Annotated in this window: 13 protein-coding genes; 5 read left to right on the forward strand and 8 right to left on the reverse strand. The window is 74.0% G+C overall.

Annotated features, from left to right (window positions below; genetic code table 11):
* Nucleotides 1-92 precede the first annotated feature (92 nt).
* The gene (locus tag ACWCXH_RS31210) at nucleotides 93-794 is read right to left on the reverse strand and encodes a uracil-DNA glycosylase (protein ID WP_449804899.1); all 702 of its coding nucleotides are present in this window, start codon (nucleotides 792-794) and stop codon (nucleotides 93-95) included.
* Nucleotides 795-1,014: 220 nt separating this feature from the next.
* Between ACWCXH_RS31210 and ACWCXH_RS31215 the strand changes: the two genes are divergently transcribed.
* Together ACWCXH_RS31215 and ACWCXH_RS31220 are read left to right on the forward strand one after the other, a co-directional pair.
* Entirely contained in the window at nucleotides 1,015-1,944 is a 930-nt protein-coding gene (locus ACWCXH_RS31215) for an SPFH domain-containing protein (protein WP_449804846.1), read from the forward strand.
* Nucleotides 1,945-2,025: 81 nt separating this feature from the next.
* The gene (locus ACWCXH_RS31220) at nucleotides 2,026-2,469 is read left to right on the forward strand and encodes a CBS domain-containing protein (RefSeq protein WP_449804847.1); all 444 of its coding nucleotides are present in this window, start codon (nucleotides 2,026-2,028) and stop codon (nucleotides 2,467-2,469) included.
* A gap of 22 nt (nucleotides 2,470-2,491) precedes the next feature.
* On the opposite strand, the gene ACWCXH_RS31225 is transcribed toward ACWCXH_RS31220, so the two are convergent.
* The 4 genes from ACWCXH_RS31225 to ACWCXH_RS31240 form a co-directional block, all read right to left on the reverse strand.
* Nucleotides 2,492-2,902, reverse strand: coding sequence for a PaaI family thioesterase (locus ACWCXH_RS31225; RefSeq protein WP_449804848.1), 411 nt, complete (start codon nucleotides 2,900-2,902; stop codon nucleotides 2,492-2,494).
* 116 nt (nucleotides 2,903-3,018) lie between these two features.
* Nucleotides 3,019-5,910 carry an FAD-binding and (Fe-S)-binding domain-containing protein gene (locus ACWCXH_RS31230; RefSeq protein WP_449804849.1) on the reverse strand — a complete coding sequence of 964 codons (2,892 nt, stop codon included), beginning with the start codon at nucleotides 5,908-5,910 and terminating at the stop codon, nucleotides 3,019-3,021.
* A 132-nt stretch (nucleotides 5,911-6,042) separates the two neighbouring features.
* Entirely contained in the window at nucleotides 6,043-7,059 is a 1,017-nt protein-coding gene (locus tag ACWCXH_RS31235) for a glycosyltransferase family 2 protein (protein WP_449804850.1), read from the reverse strand.
* Nucleotides 7,060-7,269: 210 nt separating this feature from the next.
* Nucleotides 7,270-7,920, reverse strand: coding sequence for an aggregation-promoting factor C-terminal-like domain-containing protein (locus ACWCXH_RS31240; protein WP_449804851.1), 651 nt, complete (start codon nucleotides 7,918-7,920; stop codon nucleotides 7,270-7,272).
* 591 nt (nucleotides 7,921-8,511) lie between these two features.
* On the opposite strand from ACWCXH_RS31240, the gene ACWCXH_RS31245 reads away from it, so the two are divergent.
* Nucleotides 8,512-9,300, forward strand: coding sequence for a serine protease (locus ACWCXH_RS31245; RefSeq protein WP_449804852.1), 789 nt, complete (start codon nucleotides 8,512-8,514; stop codon nucleotides 9,298-9,300).
* A 57-nt stretch (nucleotides 9,301-9,357) separates the two neighbouring features.
* On the opposite strand, the gene ACWCXH_RS31250 is transcribed toward ACWCXH_RS31245, so the two are convergent.
* Both ACWCXH_RS31250 and ACWCXH_RS31255 read right to left on the reverse strand, forming a co-directional pair.
* Entirely contained in the window at nucleotides 9,358-10,509 is a 1,152-nt protein-coding gene (locus tag ACWCXH_RS31250; RefSeq protein WP_449804853.1) for a helix-turn-helix domain-containing protein, read from the reverse strand.
* Nucleotides 10,510-10,694: 185 nt separating this feature from the next.
* Nucleotides 10,695-12,143: an amino acid permease gene (locus tag ACWCXH_RS31255; RefSeq protein WP_449804854.1), complete on the reverse strand. Its 1,449-nt coding sequence runs from the start codon at nucleotides 12,141-12,143 to the stop codon at nucleotides 10,695-10,697.
* A 367-nt stretch (nucleotides 12,144-12,510) separates the two neighbouring features.
* On the opposite strand from ACWCXH_RS31255, the gene ku reads away from it, so the two are divergent.
* On the forward strand, nucleotides 12,511-13,452 hold the full coding sequence (gene ku, locus ACWCXH_RS31260; RefSeq protein WP_449804900.1) for a non-homologous end joining protein Ku: 942 nt from the start codon (nucleotides 12,511-12,513) through the stop codon (nucleotides 13,450-13,452).
* 73 nt (nucleotides 13,453-13,525) lie between these two features.
* A complete protein-coding gene (locus ACWCXH_RS31265) occupies nucleotides 13,526-13,807 on the forward strand; it encodes a hypothetical protein (protein ID WP_449804855.1) in 282 nt (93 codons plus the stop codon).
* A gap of 51 nt (nucleotides 13,808-13,858) precedes the next feature.
* On the opposite strand, the gene ACWCXH_RS31270 is transcribed toward ACWCXH_RS31265, so the two are convergent.
* Nucleotides 13,859-15,247 carry an NADP-dependent succinic semialdehyde dehydrogenase gene (locus ACWCXH_RS31270; RefSeq protein ID WP_449804856.1) on the reverse strand — a complete coding sequence of 463 codons (1,389 nt, stop codon included), beginning with the start codon at nucleotides 15,245-15,247 and terminating at the stop codon, nucleotides 13,859-13,861.
* Nucleotides 15,248-15,305 lie beyond the last annotated feature (58 nt).

A 15,305-nucleotide genomic window follows, 5' to 3' on the forward strand; every position in this document is an offset into this window, starting at 1 on the left:
TCAGTTGCGCTCGCGTCACACACCACGGTCTACCGGATCAGGACCCGCCGCGAAGGTGAATCACACAGATTGATCACGACCGAATACGTGCCCTAGTCCGGGCTGAGGCCGGCCGAGCGGGCGGCGGTGCGGAGGAGGTCGCGGAGCATCTCCGTCGTGAGGCGGCCGGTGTTCGTGTTGCGGGGGCTCACGTGGTAGCAGCCGTAGAGGTGGAGCGGCGGGCCGCCGTCGGCGGCGGCCAGGGCCGCGTGGGCGGCGTGGCCGAACGCGGGGCGCGGGCGCGGCACCTCCCACCCGGCGGCCGCCACGGCCGGGAGCAGTGCCTGCCAGGCGAAGCCGCCGAGGGCGACGACCGCCCGTACGGTGGGGCGCAGGAGCTCCAGTTCGCGGGTGATCCAGGGGCGGCAGGTGTCGCGTTCGGCGGTGGTCGGCTTGTTGTCGGGCGGGGCGCAGCGCACCGGGTCGGTGATGCGGACGCCGTGCAGTTCCAGGCCGTCCCCGTACCGGACGGATTCGGGGCGGTTGGCGAGCCCGAGTTCGTACAGGGCCGCGTACAGGAGGTCGCCGGAGGGGTCGCCGGTGAAGATGCGGCCGGTGCGGTTGGCGCCGTGGGCGGCGGGGGCGAGGCCGACGAGGACGAGCGGGGCGTCGGGCGGGCCGAAGCCGGGGATCGGGCGGGCCCAGTAGTCCCAGTCCTGGTAGGCGCGGCGCTTGGTGCGGGCGGTCTCCTCGCGCCACTCGACCAGGCGGGGGCAGGCGCGGCAGGAGGTGACGACGCGGTCCAGGGCGGCCATTTCGGTGGCGCGGGCGGCGGCCTCGGCCGGGTGGCGGGGGTGGCCGGGGTCGTCGGCGGGGGACAGCGGCATGGCGACGATCCTAGGGCTGACGCGGTGCGCCGGGTGACGCGTTCCGGCCGCGTCCGGGCAGGCGTAGCGTGGAATCAGCTGCTCCGGCGGCCCCCGGTCGGCCCGGGTCGGCCACGGCCGGGACGGGCGGGTGCGCGAGGAGGCCGCGATGATCGTCGATGCGGTGCTGGGGGCGATCGGGGGGCTGGCGGGACTGGGGGCGATCTGGGCGAGCATGAGCGTCAGGGTGGTCCAGCAGTTCCAGAAGGGCGTGGTGTTCCGCTTCGGCCGGGTGCGGGACGAGGTGCGCAAGCCGGGGCTGGTCGCGCTGATGCCGATCGCGGACAGGCTCCGCAAGGTGAACGTGCAGATCGTGACGATGCCGATCCCGGCGCAGGAGGGCATCACCCGGGACAACGTGACCGTGCGGGTGGACGCGGTGGTGTACTTCCGCGTCGAGGACCCGGTCAAGGCGGTCGTCAACGTGCAGGACTACAACTTCGCGATCTCCCAGGTCGCGCAGACCTCGCTGCGGTCGATCATCGGCAAGAGCGAGCTGGACGACCTGCTGGCCAACCGCGAACCGATCAACCAGGGCCTGGAGTTGATGATCGACAGCCCGGCGCTGGGCTGGGGCATCCAGATCGACCGGGTGGAGATCAAGGACGTCGCCCTGCCGGAGTCGATGAAGCGCTCGATCGCCCGGCAGGCGGAGGCTGAGCGGGAGCGCCGGGCGCGGATCATCACGGCGGACGGCGAGTACCAGGCGTCGGCCCGCCTGTCGGAGGCGGCCGCGGTGATGAGCTCGACCCCGGCGGCGCTCCAACTGCGGCTGCTGCAGACCGTGGTGGAGGTGGCTGCGGAGAAGAACTCGACGCTCGTGCTGCCGTTCCCGGTGGAGCTGCTGCGCTTCCTGGACACGGCGACGGACGCCCAGCTGCGGTCGGCCGGGAAGGTGGTCGCCGAGACCGCGCAGGCCGCCGCCGAGGAGGGCGCGCGCCAGCTCGAACTCCCGGAGCTGGAGGAGCTGTTGGACAAGTCGCCACAGGAGGGAGCGGACCCGCGGGACAGGCGCGCCGAGCACGGCAGGGCGGCCTGAGGGCCGTCCCGGTGGCGACCGCCCGCCGCCCGGACCACGATGGACATCGGGGGGCAGGCAGGCACGTCAGGGAGGCGGACCATGACCAGAGCCAGCGACATCATGCACCCGGGCGCGGAGTGCATCCGCGAGCACGAGACGCTCGCCACCGCCGCCCGGATCATGCGGGACCGGGACGTCGGCGCGCTGCCCATCTGCGGCGAGAACGAGAGGCTGCTGGGCATCGTGACCGACCGCGACATCGTGCTCAAGTGCATCGCGCAGGGCCGGGACCCGTCCGCGGTGACGGCGGGCGAGCTGGCCGAGGGCCGGCCGATGACGGTGGAGGCGGACGAGGACACCGAGCAGGTGCTGCGCGTGATGGAGCAGTACCAGGTGCGTCGCCTACCGGTGATCAACCACCCCGAGCACAAGCTGGTCGGGATGATCAGCGAGGCGGACATCGCGCGCGGGCTGCCGCAGGCCCGGGTGGCGGAGTTCGTGTCGGCGGTGTGCGCGGAGGAGGCGCCCGGGGCGGACGTGTGACGGCTCCGCGCACCCGGTGGGGTCAGGCGAGTGCGTAGACCGTGGTGGCGTGCGCGGCCGGCTCCTCGTCGCCCTCGGCGGTGAGCGCGATGTCGAGGAAGGCGATCCGCCGGCCGAGCCTGGTCACCCGGGCGTGCACCAGGACGTCCCGCTCGGTGACGGCGCGCTGGAAGGTGGTCGACTGCTGGACGGTGGTCATCGGGCCGAAGCCGCCGCGGGCCGCCGACACGGCGATCACGCTCGCGGTGTCGGCGGCGGCCATCAGCGCCTGCCCGGACAGCCCGCCGCCCTCCCGGGCCAGCTGGCCGGACCAGGGCAGCCGCAGCACGGCGTGCCGCTCCCCGGTCTCGGTCACCGACAGGCCGAGCGCCTGCACCCAGGGCGCGAAGTTGTCGGTCAGGATCTTGTCCGCCTCGGCGGTGGTGAGGGTCATCCGGCCATTGTGGCCCGCATGGTGGCGCCGTGTCAGCGGGGCGCGGTGGGGCTGTCGAGGTGGCGACGGAGCACCGCGCGCAGCTCGTTCGGGCCGACCAGGTCGAGGCGGCGGCCCTAACCTCCGTCCCGGAGCGCGTCGGCGATCAGCTCCGCGAGGTGCAACGCCCGGCGTCCTTCGGCGAGTTGGGTGATCTGGGTGCGGCAGCTGAAGCCGTCGGCCAGGACCACGGTGTCCGGGGCCGCCGAGCGGAGCTCCGGGAGGAGGACGCGTTCGGCGATCGCCTCGGACACCTCGAAGTGCCCTTGCTCGAAGCCGAAGTTGCCGGCCAGGCCGCAGCAGCCGGAGTCCAGCACCCGGTTGTGCAGGCCCAGTCGGGCCTCGACGCGCCGGTCGGCGGCGGAGCCCAGGACGGCGTGCTGGTGGCAGTGGGTCTGGGTCACGGCGTCCCGGGGGATGCGGGGGAGCGGGGCGTCGGGGGCGTACTCGTCGAGGAACTCGGCGAACGTGCGGGTGTGTTGGGCGAGCGGGCGGCCGTCCGCGCCGAGGAGACGGGGCAGGTCCTCGCGCAGGCTGGCAGTGCAGCTGGGATCCAGCCCGATCACGGGTGTGTCGGCCGGGAGCCCGGCGGCGTCGAGCGCCCGCAGGCTGCGCCGCACCACCCGGCGGGCGGTGCCGAGCTGGCCGGTGGAGTACCACGTGAGGCCGCAGCAGACCGGGCCGGCGGGCAGCCGGACGTCGAAGCCCAGGTGTTCCAGCACCTCGACGGCCGCGCGCGGCACGCTCGGCTGGAGGTGGTCGGAGAAGGTGTCCGGCCAGAGCAGGACGGGCCGCGCGCCCGTCGGGGTCGGATGCTCGGCGCGGTGCCGGCGGTACCAGTGGGTGAAGGTCTCCGGCGGGAGGACGGGTAGCACGCGCCGCCGGTCGATGCCGCCGAGCCGTTTCAGCAGCGCGGCGGCCGGGGACCGGGCGAGGGTGTTGGCGGCCCCGGGCGCGAGGGCGGCGGCCCGCAGCCAGAGCGGCAGCCAGCCCATCGAGTAGTGGGAGCGCGGGCGGAGGCGGTGCCGGTAGTGCTGGTACAGGAACTCCGTCCGGTACGTCGCCATGTCGACGTGCACCGGGCAGTCGCTCGCGCAGCCCTTGCAGCCCAGGCAGAGGTCCAGCGCCTCCCGGACCTCCTCCGAGCGCCAGCCGTCGCGGATCGCTTCGCCGCGCAGCATCTCGGCGAGCAGCCGGGCCCGGCCCCGGGTGGAGTGCCGCTCCTCGCTCGTGGCCATGTAGCTCGGGCACATCACCCCGGTGGTCGGGTCGACGCACTTGGCGACGCCCACGCAGCGGTGCACGGCCTTCGTGAGGCTGCCGCCGTCCTGCTCGTACGGGAGGGCGAGCGGCAGGGCGCGGCGCGGGGCGGTGACGAAGCGCAGGTCCGCGTCGAGCGGGCGCGGGTCGACCAGGGCGCCCGGGTTGAGCAGGTTCTCCGGATCCCAGATGTGCTTGAACTCGCCGAACAGGTCGATGACTTCGGGCCCGTACATGCGCGGCAGCAGCTCGGCGCGGGCCTGCCCGTCACCGTGCTCGCCGGAGAGCGAACCGCCGTACGAGACCGCCAGATCGGCCGCCTGCTCCAGGAAGTCCCGGAGGACCAGGACCCCTCGGGGCTCGCCGAGCGGGAAGTCGATCCGCAGGTGCACGCAGCCGTCGCCGAAGTGTCCGTACGGCACGCCGCGCAGGCTGTGCCGGCGCAGCAGGGCACGCAGATCGCGCAGGTAGTCGCCGAGCCGCTCGGGCGGGACGGCGGAGTCCTCCCACCCCGGCCAGGCCTCCCCGCCCCCCGGCAGCCGGGTGACGATCCCGGCACCCGCCTCCCGGACGGCCCACAGCTGCCGCTGCTCGACCGGGTCGGTGACGAGGGCGACGGCGGCCGAGGGCTCGCGCCGTACGGCGTCGGCGAGCCGGCGGGCGGCCTGGTAGGCCTCGGCGGGGGTGGCGCCGCCGACCTCCAGGAACAGCCAGCAGGCGCCGGCGGGCAGCCGGTCCAGCGCGGGCGGGCGGGGGCCGGCGGCGAGCAGCGCCTCGATGAGGTCGGCCGCCATGCCCTCGGCGGTCAGCGGGCCCAGGGGCAGCAGGGCGGGGACGGCGTCGGCGGCGGCGCCCTCGTCCGGGTAGCCGGCCACCACGAGGGCGCGGGCGGGCGGCTCCTCGACGAGCCGGACGGTGGCGCCGAGCAGCAGCGCGCAGGTGCCCTCGGTGCCGGTGAGGGCGCGGGCCAGGTCGTGGCCGTGCTCGGGCAGCAGCGCGTCCAGCGGGTAGCCGGAGGTGCGGCGCGGCAGCCGGGGCATGCCCTGTCGGATGGTCGCGAGGCTGCGGTCGGTGAACTCCTGGAGCTGCTGGTGGAGTTGGCCTTCACGCCCGGGCCGGTCGCGCAGCGCCGCCCGCTGCTGCGGGGTGAGCGGGCCGCCGACGGTCAGCTCGGTGCCGTTCGCGAGCAGCAGCTCCAGCCGCTCGACGTTGTCGGAGGTGCGCCCCCAGGCGAGCGAGTGCGAGCCGCAGGCGTCGTTGCCGATCATGCCGCCGATCGTGCAGCGGCTGTGCGTGGACGGGTCGGGCCCGAAGCGCAGCCCGTACGGGCGGGCGGCGCGCTGGAGGTCGTCCAGGACGACGCCGGGCTCGACCCGGGCGGTGCGGGCGTCCGGGTCGACGTCGAGCACCGCGCCCAGGTGGCGGCGGAAGTCCAGCACCACCGCGCCCGGCCCGATCGCCTGCCCGCCGATGCTGGTGCCCGCCCCGCGCGGCACCACCGGCACCCGGTACTGGCGGCACAGCGCGAGCGCCGTGCGGACGTCGTCCAGGTCGGCGGGTTTGACCACGCCGAGCGGCAGGTGCCGGTAGTTGGAGGCGTCGTGGCCGTAGACGGCCCGCTCGGCGGCGCCGAAGCGGACCTCGCCGCGCAGGTCGGCGGCCAGCTCACGGGCCAGCTCGGCTCCGGGGACGGCGGACGGACGGCTCACCGGGGACCTCCGGGGCGGTGCGGCGACGGCTCCGGCCGATCATGGCAGCTCGACGCAGCGCTGGGGAACGGGCCACCCCGGCGCTCCGCCGTCAGAGTGGCGACGTCGGGGTGGCGCCGGCCGGCACCGGGCTCAGGACTTGCGCCGGTTGGCCCCCGTGATCGTGCCGCGCGCGATGTGGGACAGCTTCGCCACCTCGAACGCCGGGTACGCCCCACCGGCCAGCAGTGAGAACTTCACGCCCTCGCGCCCGCCCGGCCTCTTGTGCCCGGGCGGCTGGAAGCGGCGGTGGTGCTCGGCGGCCCGGTGGAAGAACTGCGGCCGCTCGGCACGCGTCACGCACCCGGCGAGGTCGAAGACGAACAGGTAGTGCCGGATCATCCGGACGAACACCGCGTCGCGGACGGCGTACAGGTGCGGCTGGTCCTCCAGCAGCGTGAAGCTGCGCTCGTACTGCTCGAAGAGGTCGAACACGCTGCTGCCCGGCGAGCCGGTCGGGTGGACGGTCTCCCGACGCCGCAGCTGCACGCACTCGCGCGGCAGGACGGCCACCCGCTGGGCGGCCAGCATCGCCTCGTACACGACCGGGATCTCCTCGTACCGGCCGTCGGGGAAGGCCAGCCCGAGCTCCTCCCAGTGGCCGCGGCGCACCAGGCGGTCCCAGATCAGCGGCGGCGCGCCGAGCAGCTCCGGGCGGTCGAACGGCCCGGCCACCTCGGCCCCGGCCGCCGCCAGCAGCTGCTCCGCCCCGCCGGCCCACTCGCGGTCGTTGTGCAGCCGGGTGTGCCCGAACTGCAGGACGTCCACCGGTCCGGTCTCGCCCAGCCGGTCGGCGAGCGCCTGGAGCCCGTCCGGCGGCAGCAGGTGGTCGGCGTCCAGGAACAGCAGGTACTCGCCGACCGCCCGCGCGGCCCCCGCGTTCCGCGCGATCCCCACCCCGACCGCCGCGTCCAGGTGCAGCACCGACACCTGCGGATGCCGCCCGGCGAACTCGTCCACGAGGTCCCGCGGGGTCTCGGTGGAGCGGTCGGCGACCACGATCACCTCGACGTCCCGGAAGGACTGGCCGAGCAGCGAGTCCAGACAGTCCGCCAGCTGTTTCTGCTGGTCGTAAGCAGGGAGCACGACACTGATCAGGGGTGAGGGCATGACGCCGGAGCGTAAGAGGGCGCGCGAACCGTGGCAAAGCCCTGACGCCCCGTAATTCCCTGCAATTCCCGGCAAACCGTACGACCGTGCGCCATATCTTCACGCCACCTGCCGGACGCGTCCACGACAGAAACCTGGCCGTATCCGAACGGCGCGGGCCCGCGACGCGTGCTGCGCGTCGCGGGCCCGGGGGGTGCCGAGGGAGTCGGCTCAGTACCAGTGGTGGTTCTGCCAGAAGGTCCAGGCGGCGCAGGGGCTGCCGTAGCGGGAGTTCATGTAGTCCAGGCCCCACTTGATCTGGGTGACGGGGTTGGTGCGCCAGTCGGAGCCGGCGGAGGCCATCTTGGAACCGGGGAGGGCCTGGACGAGGCCGTAGGCGCCGGAGGAGGCGTTGACGGCGAGGGGGTTCCAGCTGCTCTCGCGGAAGACGATGTTGCTGAAGCACTGGAGCTGGCCGGCGGGGACGAGCTGGGCGGCGATCTGCTGCGGGGTGCCGGTCGGGGCCGGGGCGGCGGTGTTGAGGGTCTGGCGCTGCTGCGAGCGGGACGCGGCGGCCTCGGCGTCGGCCTTCGCCTTGGCGTCCGCCTGGGCCTTCGCGTCGGCCTCGGCCTGCGCCTGGGCGGCGGCCTGGGTCTGGGCCTGCGCCTGTGCCTGGGCGGCCGCGGCCGAGGCGGCGTCGGCCTGGGCGGGGTGGGCCTGGGCGACCTGGTCGGCGGCCGAGACGGCGGCGACCGGGGCAGTGGCCTCGGCGGTGCCACCGGCCTGCGGGATCGCCAGGGCGGCGGTGGCGGCGCTCGCCACGACGAGGGTGGCGACACCGGTGATCAGGGAATTGCGGCGGGCATGGCTGAGCGGCGGCATGTCTGCGGAGGGTCCTTTTCCGTCGGGGTGGCATCACGCGGCCGTCGGGGGGCGACGGCCGTGGCGCCCCGGCGGAACGGGGCGGGTCGGGCCGGGCTGCGCGGCGGTCGGGCCGTCGGCGCTGCCTGGCGATGGGCCATTCTTGGCAGGGCCGGCGACGGGTGGCAAAGGTGTCCGCTACTACGCCGGGTCGTGGGTGTGGCAGGGGCGGTGGTCCGTTTTGAGATGTTTGCCCGATTTGGGGGGTTGTGGGTCGCGGGGTGGCGGCGAACCTTGATCCACAGGGGGAACGGCGTGGTGGCCTGCGCTCTTCGGGCGCGGCGAGGCGGTGGGTGGGTCGGGCATGGCGCAGGCCGGGCGCCGGGTGCGGGCCTTCTACTACGGGGGGTCGTGGATGTGGAATCCCGTGTGGGCGGCCTCACACGTTCGGTGGGCGGAGTTCGGCGGAGAGTGGCGGGCCGACCACGGCGGCCGGGGTGGAATCCGTCATTGCCGTGTTCCTGCCAAGCCTGGTTGGCAGGGCTCCACCCCTCCTCCCGTGCCGCTCCGGTGCGCCACGCTCGATCCTCCCGACCTGTCCAGGAGGTATCGATGAAGCGTCAATCCGCGAGGGTGCTGGGCCTGTTGGCCGGTTTCGTGTTCGCGGCCGGCATGACCGTCCTGCCCGCCGCAGCCGCTCCGGCGCCGTCCCAGACGGTGGTCGGCGGCACGCAGGCGGCCCAGGGTGAGTTCCCGTTCATGGTGCGGCTCTCGATGGGGTGCGGCGGCGCGCTCTACAGCCCGCAGATCGTCCTCACCGCCGCGCACTGCGTGAACGGCACCGGCGCCGACGCGAGCATCACGGCGACGCTCGGCGCAGTCGACCTCAACAGCCCGGACGCGATCACCGCGCAGTCGGCGTACGTGTACCAGTCGCCCGCCTTCAGCGGCGCGGAGAACGGCAACGACTGGGCGCTCATCAAGCTGAGCGCGCCGGTCGGCGGCGACCAGGTCGCCACGCTGCCGATCGCCGGCTCCACCGCGTACGACAACGGCACCTTCACCATCGCGGGCTGGGGCGCGGCGAGCGAGGGCGGCGACCAGCAGCAGTACCTGCTGAAGGCCACCGTCCCGTACGTGGACGACACGACCTGCACGAACGCCTACCCGAACCTGGTGACCTCGGCCTCGCTCTGCGCGGGCTACGTCGACCAGGGTGGCGTCGACACCTGCCAGGGCGACTCGGGCGGCCCGATGTTCCGGGCCGACGCGGCCGGGCGGCCGGTCCAGGTCGGCATCGTGAGCTGGGGCAACGGCTGCGCCCGCCCGGGCTTCCCCGGCGTGTACACCAAGGTGAGCACCTACGCCGCCGACATCGCGGCGGCCGCGGCCACCCTCTGACCGGGGATGCGCCGAGGCGCCCGGGGGCCGGTCTCGCCCCCGGGCGTCGGCGTGTGCTCAGGCCGTCCGGGCGGGGGCGAGCAGGGTGCGGGCCCGGCGCTCCTCCTGGGCGATGCGGCCGGTCGGGACGGGCGGCAGGTGGGCGAGGAGGGCGGTGGCGGCCTCCGTCCGGCCCGCGTGGGCGTGGGCGGCGGCCAGGCGGGCGGTGACGAGGGCGTGGTCGTGGGGGTGGGTGGACGGCGGGAGCTGGGTGAGGGCGGTGCCCAGGTGGGCCGCGGCGCTGCGGGCGTGTGCCGGGCGGCCGCCGTGAAGGGCGAGGTCGCGGTGGCATGTGCCGTGCGCGACGGTCAGCACGAGGTGCGCGCGGGCGAGCCACGGGCTCGGTTCGCCCGCGCGGAGGGCCGCCTCCGTCAGCCGCTCGGCGTCGGCGAGGGCGTGCAGGGCGTCGGCGGCCGTACCGGCGCGTGCGTGGGCGTGGGCCTCCGCGAGGGCGGCCCAGGCCTGGACGCCGGGCCGGGCGGGCAGGAGGAGCGCGGCGCGGCGGGCGGCGCCGGCGAGGGCGAGGGCCGTCGTCGGGTCGCCGCGCCACCAGTGCACCGCGCTCTGCCGGGCGAGCAGGTCGGCGACGGCGGCCCGGTCGTCGGCGGCGCGGGCCCAGGCGAGTCCGCGGCCGTACCAGGCGAGGGCGCGGGCGGGGCGGTCGCCGTCGAAGTGGGCCCAGCCGGCGAGCTCGGCGTAGCGGGCGGCGAGGGAGAGGACGCGGGCGTCCGGTCGCCAGCCGGCCAGGGTGCGGGTGTGGTGTTCGAGGACGGCGGTCAGGTCCTCGCCGCCGATGTGGGTGACGGCGGTGCGGTAGACGGCCAGCAGGCCGCTCAGCACGTCGAGGGAGGCGGCGTCGGGCCGTACGGCGCCGCAGGCGCCGAGAGCGCCGAGGTGTTCGCGTTCCTGTCGCACGGGCTGCCAGAGCTCGGCCAGCTCGCCTCCGGTGGCGAGCAGTTCGTCGGCGCGGGCGGGGAGTCCGGGCGGCGGCCAGCGGCGGGCGTTCTCGACCCGGCTGATCAGCGAGTCGTCGTAGCCGAGCAGGCGGCCGAGTTCGGCCTGGCTGAGGCCGCGGACCTCGCGCCAGTGTCGCAGCCGGTGGCCGAAGCGCAGCCGGGCGGAGGGGGGTAGGGGCGACGACGCGGGGACGGGTGCAGGGAGGAACGGCACGGGGCCTCCCGGTGACGGTGGGGGTGCGCTCGGAGGGGAAGCGCCATGCCGGGTATCCCCGTTGACGCAGACTCGTCAAACGGGCGCCGCTCAACCGCAGGTGGAGGCCCCCCGGAAACGCGGACCGGGCCCGGGAGCCTCCGCAACGGCTCCCGGGCCCGGCGTTCCCGCGCGGTGCGGACGGATCAGGAGTCCGCCGTCACCGCGGCCCGCCGCCGGCGGCCCACCACGGCCGAGGCCGCGAGGACGATCGCCGCGGCGACCAGCGACAGGTACATCTGCTTGCGCCCGTCGGCGTCGGTGAACATGTACGCCATCACGAACCCGATCATGCCGATCGCGGCCCAGGTCAGGTACGGGTACAGCCACATCCGGACGGTCAGCCGCTCGGGCATCTCACGCTCGATGATCTTGCGCATCCGCAGCTGGGTGCCGCAGATCACCAGCCAGACGAAGAGGGCGACCGCACCGGAGGAGTTGAGCAGGAACGCGAACACCGTGTCGGGGGAGGTGTAGTTGAAGAAGACGGCGATGAAGCCGAACACCACCGAGGCCAGGATCGCGACCCGCGGCACGCCGCGCTCGGTGACGCTCGCGAAGGCCTTGGGCGCGTCGCCGCGCCGGCCGAGCGAGAAGGCCATCCGGGAGGCCGTGTACATCCCGGAGTTGAGGCAGGACAGGACGGCCGTCAGCACGATCACGTCCATCACCTGGCCGGCGTGCGGGATGCCCACGTGGTTCAGCACCGCGACGTAGGGGCTGGCCTTGACCTCGGCCGAGTCCCACGGCAGCAGGGTCACGACGAGCAGGATCGAGCCCAGGTAGAAGACGCCGATGCGCCAGATCACGCTGTTGGTGGCCTTGGTGACGGCCTTCTCCGGGTCCTCGGACTCGCCGGCGGCGAGCGTGACGATCTCGCTGCCCATGAACGCGAACACGACGGTGAGCATGCCGGTGAACACCGCGCCGACGCCGTGCGGCAGGAAGCCGCCGTGGCCGGTGAGGTTGGTCGTGCCGACCGCGTGCGTGCCGGGCAGCAGACCGAACAGGGCGAGGATGCCGATCACCAGGAACGCGGCGATCGCCACGACCTTGATCCCGGCGAACCAGAACTCGAACTCGCCGTAGGACGACACCGAGGCCAGGTTGGTGGCGGTGAGCACCGCCATCACGATCAGCGCGAACGCCCACTGCGGCACGCCGGGCATCCACTGGTTGAGGATCTTCGCGCCGGCGGTGGCCTCGACCGCGAGCACCACGACCCAGAAGAACCAGTACAGCCAGCCGATGGTGAACCCGGCCCAGCGGCCGAGCGCGCGGTCCGCGTACGCCGAGAACGAGCCGCTCTGCGGGTCGGCCGCGGCCATCTCGCCGAGCATCCGCATCACCAGCACGACCAGCAGGCCGGCCAGCGCGTAGGAGAGCAGGATGCCGGGGCCGGTGGCCGCGATTCCCGCGCCGGAGCCGACGAACAGACCGGCGCCGATCACGCCGCCGATGGCGATCATCGACAGGTGGCGGTTCTTGAGCCCGGCCTTCAGGTGGCCGTCGCCGCCGTGTCCGCCGTGCCCGTGCGGCCCCGCCTGGTGGGGGGCCTGCGCCGGTGCCGCCGGCTTGGTGGTGTCCGCACTCATCAAGGGTGCCCTGTGCCTTTCCCGCGCGGTGTGACCATCGGCTCGTCTCGCCGGAGGGTTGGGGGACAGACCCGCGCATCGCGGTGCAACCTAACTTCTACGCACGAGTATCGGAACACGGCCTCGATAACTGTTCGGTAAGCGGACATGAAAGCGCAGGTCAGAGTGGGTGCAGAGGTGACGTGGAAGCCTCAAATCTGACGCAACGTCAGGCGCTGAGTCTCGTCCGGGGCCGGGAGGTCTATGCCTCTCGCGGCCCCGGGGTGGCGATCCGGCGCGCATCCGCCGGCCCATCGTCGATCCGGTGTGGCCGAACCGGGCAAATCCGGGCAGAGTGGGATTCTCCGGAAGGGGCGGCCCCATGCCCATGCAGACCACCTGGAAGGGGACGATCAGCTTCGGGCTGGTCAGCATCCCCGTTCACCTGTACTCGGCGACGCAGGAGCACGACGTCCCGCTGCACCAGGTGCACGCCAAGGACGGCGGACGGGTGCGGATGAAGCGGTACTGCGAGCGGGAGGAGAAGGAGGTCCCGTACGCGGAGATCGCCAAGGGCTACGAGTCGCCCGACGGCCGGACCGTCACCCTCACCGACGAGGACCTGGCCGACCTTCCGCTGCCCAGCAAGAAGGTCATCGACGTGCTGGCCTTCGTCGACGCCGCCGAGATCGACCCTCTGATGTTCTCCAAGGCCTACTACGTCGGCGTCGCCGACAAGGGGGCCGCCAAGCCGTACGCGCTGCTGCGCGACGCGCTCGTCGAGTCCGGCCAGATCGCCGTCACCAAGATCGCGCTGCGCACCCGGGAGTCGCCCGCGGTGCTGCGCGTGCACGACGGGACGCTGGTGCTGCAGACCTGCATCTGGCCCGACGAGGTGCGTCCGGCGGCCGGGATCGCTCCGGAGGAGGACGTGACCGTGCGGCCGCAGGAGCTGAAGATGGCGCGGTCGCTGATGGAGACGCTCTCCGAGGACTTCGACCTCTCCCAACTCCACGACGACTACCAGCTGGCCCTGCAGCAGGTCGTCCAGGCCCGGCTTGAGGGCGTCGAGATCCCGCACGAGGAGGAGCCGGGCGAGGCGCCCGACAACGTGATCGACCTGATGGAGGCGCTGCGCAGCAGCCTCAAGCAGGCCAAGGTCGCGCACGGCGGCCACGGGGCCGCCGAGGACGGGCCCGCGCCGCCGCGCAAGCGGGCCGCCCCCGCGAAGAAGGCCACCCCCGCGAAGAAGGCCGCGCCGGCGAAGCCCAAGGCGGCTGCGAAGAAGACCACGACCCGCAAGACCTCGGCCCCCCGCAAGGCCTCGTAGGCCGTGCGGGGAGGCCGCGGACCAGGTAGTCCCCTTTCCCCGATTTCCCGACCGACGACGGGAGGCGATCCCGATGGACCTGCTGACCTACAAGGAACTCGACACCGGCCCCGACGCCCCGGAGCGCCCGAGCTGGGGCCACCGGGCCTGGCACTGGCTGCTGAGCCTCAGCCCGACCGTCGTGACGTTCATGGTCACGCTGTCGATCGGCCTCTGCATGGTCGCGGTGCAGGTGTCCCAGGAGATCGTGCTCGCCGCGATGGCCGTCTTCTGGGCGCTGACGTTCATCGCCCTGGCGGGTGTCGTCGCCCGCTGGATGACGCCCGGCCGGGGCAGGCACCGGATGGCCGCCTGACCCGGCCGCCGGCGACGGCCGGGACGACGGCGGGACGGGATCCGGGCGGGCTCAGCCGATCCACACCGTGGTGACGTTGCAGAACTCCCGGATCCCGTGCCCGGACAGCTCCCGCCCGAACCCGGAGCGCTTGACGCCGCCGAACGGCAGCGCCGGGTGGGAGGCCGTCATGCCGTTGAAGAACACCCCGCCCGCCTGGATGTCGCGGACGAAGCGCTCCTGCTCGGCCGCGTCCGTCGTCCAGACGTTGGAACTCAGGCCGAACGGCGTGTCGTTGGCGAGTGCCACCGCCTCGTCGAGGTCGGCGACGCGGTAGACGGTGGCGACCGGGCCGAAGGTCTCCTCCTGGTGGATCCGCATGGCCGGGGTGATGCCGGTGAGCACCGTCGGCTCGTAGAAGTACCCGGTGTCCCAGCCCTCGGGGCGCCCGCCGCCGCACTCGACCCGGGCGCCGCGGGTGCGCGCGTCCTCGACGAGTTCCTCCAGGTCGTCCCGGCCCTGGCGGCTGGCCAGCGGGCCCACGTCGGTGGCCTCGTCCATCGGGTCGCCGACCCGCAGGGAGCGCATCGCCTCGGTGAAGGCGGCGGTGAAGCGGTCGTAGACGGCGGTGTGGACGATGAAGCGCTTGGCGGCGATGCAGGACTGGCCGTTGTTCTGCGCCCGGGCCCGGACGGCGGTGCGGGCGGCCGCGTCGAGGTCGGCGGAGGGCATCACCACGTACGGGTCGCTGCCGCCGAGTTCCAGGACGGCCTTCTTGACCTCGTCGGCCGCGGTGGCGGCGACGGCCCGCCCGGCCGGCTCGCTGCCGGTGAGGGTCACGGCGGCCACCCGGCGGTCCCGGATCACGCCCTCGACCGCGCCGGAGCCGATCAGCAGGGTCTGGAAGCAGCCCTCGGGGAAGCCGGCCCGGCGGAACAGCTCCTCCAGGGCGACCGCGGTGCGGGGCACGTTGGAGGCGTGCTTGAGCAGGCCGACGTTGCCCGCCATCAGCGCGGGCGCGGCGAACCGGATCACCTGCCAGAACGGGAAGTTCCACGGCATGACGGCCAGCACGACGCCGAGCGGGCGGTAGCGGACGTAGGCGCGGGCGGCCCCGGCGTCGGCGACGTCGGCCGGGGCCGGGTGCTCGTCGGCGAGCAGCGCCTCGGCGTTGTCGGCGTACCAGCGCATCGCCTTCGCGCACTTGGCGGCCTCGGCCCGGGAGGCGGTGAGCGGTTTGCCCATCTCCTCCGTCATCGTGCGGGAGACGGCCTCCTGGTCCTGGTCGAGCAGGTCGGCGGCCCGGCGCAGCAGGGCGGCGCGGGAGGCGAAGGTGGTGGTCCGGTAGTTGTGGAAGGCGGCCTCGGCGAGGGCGAGGCGCCGGTCGATGCCGGCCGCGTCGAGGGGCTCGAAGTTCTGCAGGATCTCGCCGGTCGCGGGGTTGACGCTTGCGATGGGCATGCGGGGGCTCCCAGGTGGTCGGGGGTTCGTTGCTTCCCTCTCCGACACCCTCTCCGAC

It is taken from the genome of Kitasatospora sp. NPDC001660 (assembly GCF_053596725.1).

Excerpts from the sequence above, each read along its gene's own strand:
- ACWCXH_RS31210 (WP_449804899.1), bottom strand. The coding sequence starts at position 794 with ATGGCCGCCCTGGACCGCGTCGTCACCTCCTGCCGCGCCTGCCCCCGC.
- ACWCXH_RS31215 (WP_449804846.1), top strand. The coding sequence starts at position 1,015 with ATGATCGTCGATGCGGTGCTGGGGGCGATCGGGGGGCTGGCGGGACTG.
- ACWCXH_RS31220 (WP_449804847.1), top strand. The coding sequence starts at position 2,026 with ATGACCAGAGCCAGCGACATCATGCACCCGGGCGCGGAGTGCATCCGC.
- ACWCXH_RS31225 (WP_449804848.1), bottom strand. The coding sequence starts at position 2,902 with ATGACCCTCACCACCGCCGAGGCGGACAAGATCCTGACCGACAACTTC.
- ACWCXH_RS31235 (WP_449804850.1), bottom strand. The coding sequence starts at position 7,059 with ATGCCCTCACCCCTGATCAGTGTCGTGCTCCCTGCTTACGACCAGCAG.
- ACWCXH_RS31240 (WP_449804851.1), bottom strand. The coding sequence starts at position 7,920 with ATGCCGCCGCTCAGCCATGCCCGCCGCAATTCCCTGATCACCGGTGTC.
- ACWCXH_RS31245 (WP_449804852.1), top strand. The coding sequence starts at position 8,512 with ATGAAGCGTCAATCCGCGAGGGTGCTGGGCCTGTTGGCCGGTTTCGTG.
- ACWCXH_RS31255 (WP_449804854.1), bottom strand. The coding sequence starts at position 12,143 with ATGAGTGCGGACACCACCAAGCCGGCGGCACCGGCGCAGGCCCCCCAC.
- ku (WP_449804900.1), top strand. The coding sequence starts at position 12,511 with ATGCAGACCACCTGGAAGGGGACGATCAGCTTCGGGCTGGTCAGCATC.
- ACWCXH_RS31265 (WP_449804855.1), top strand. The coding sequence starts at position 13,526 with ATGGACCTGCTGACCTACAAGGAACTCGACACCGGCCCCGACGCCCCG.
- ACWCXH_RS31270 (WP_449804856.1), bottom strand. The coding sequence starts at position 15,247 with ATGCCCATCGCAAGCGTCAACCCCGCGACCGGCGAGATCCTGCAGAAC.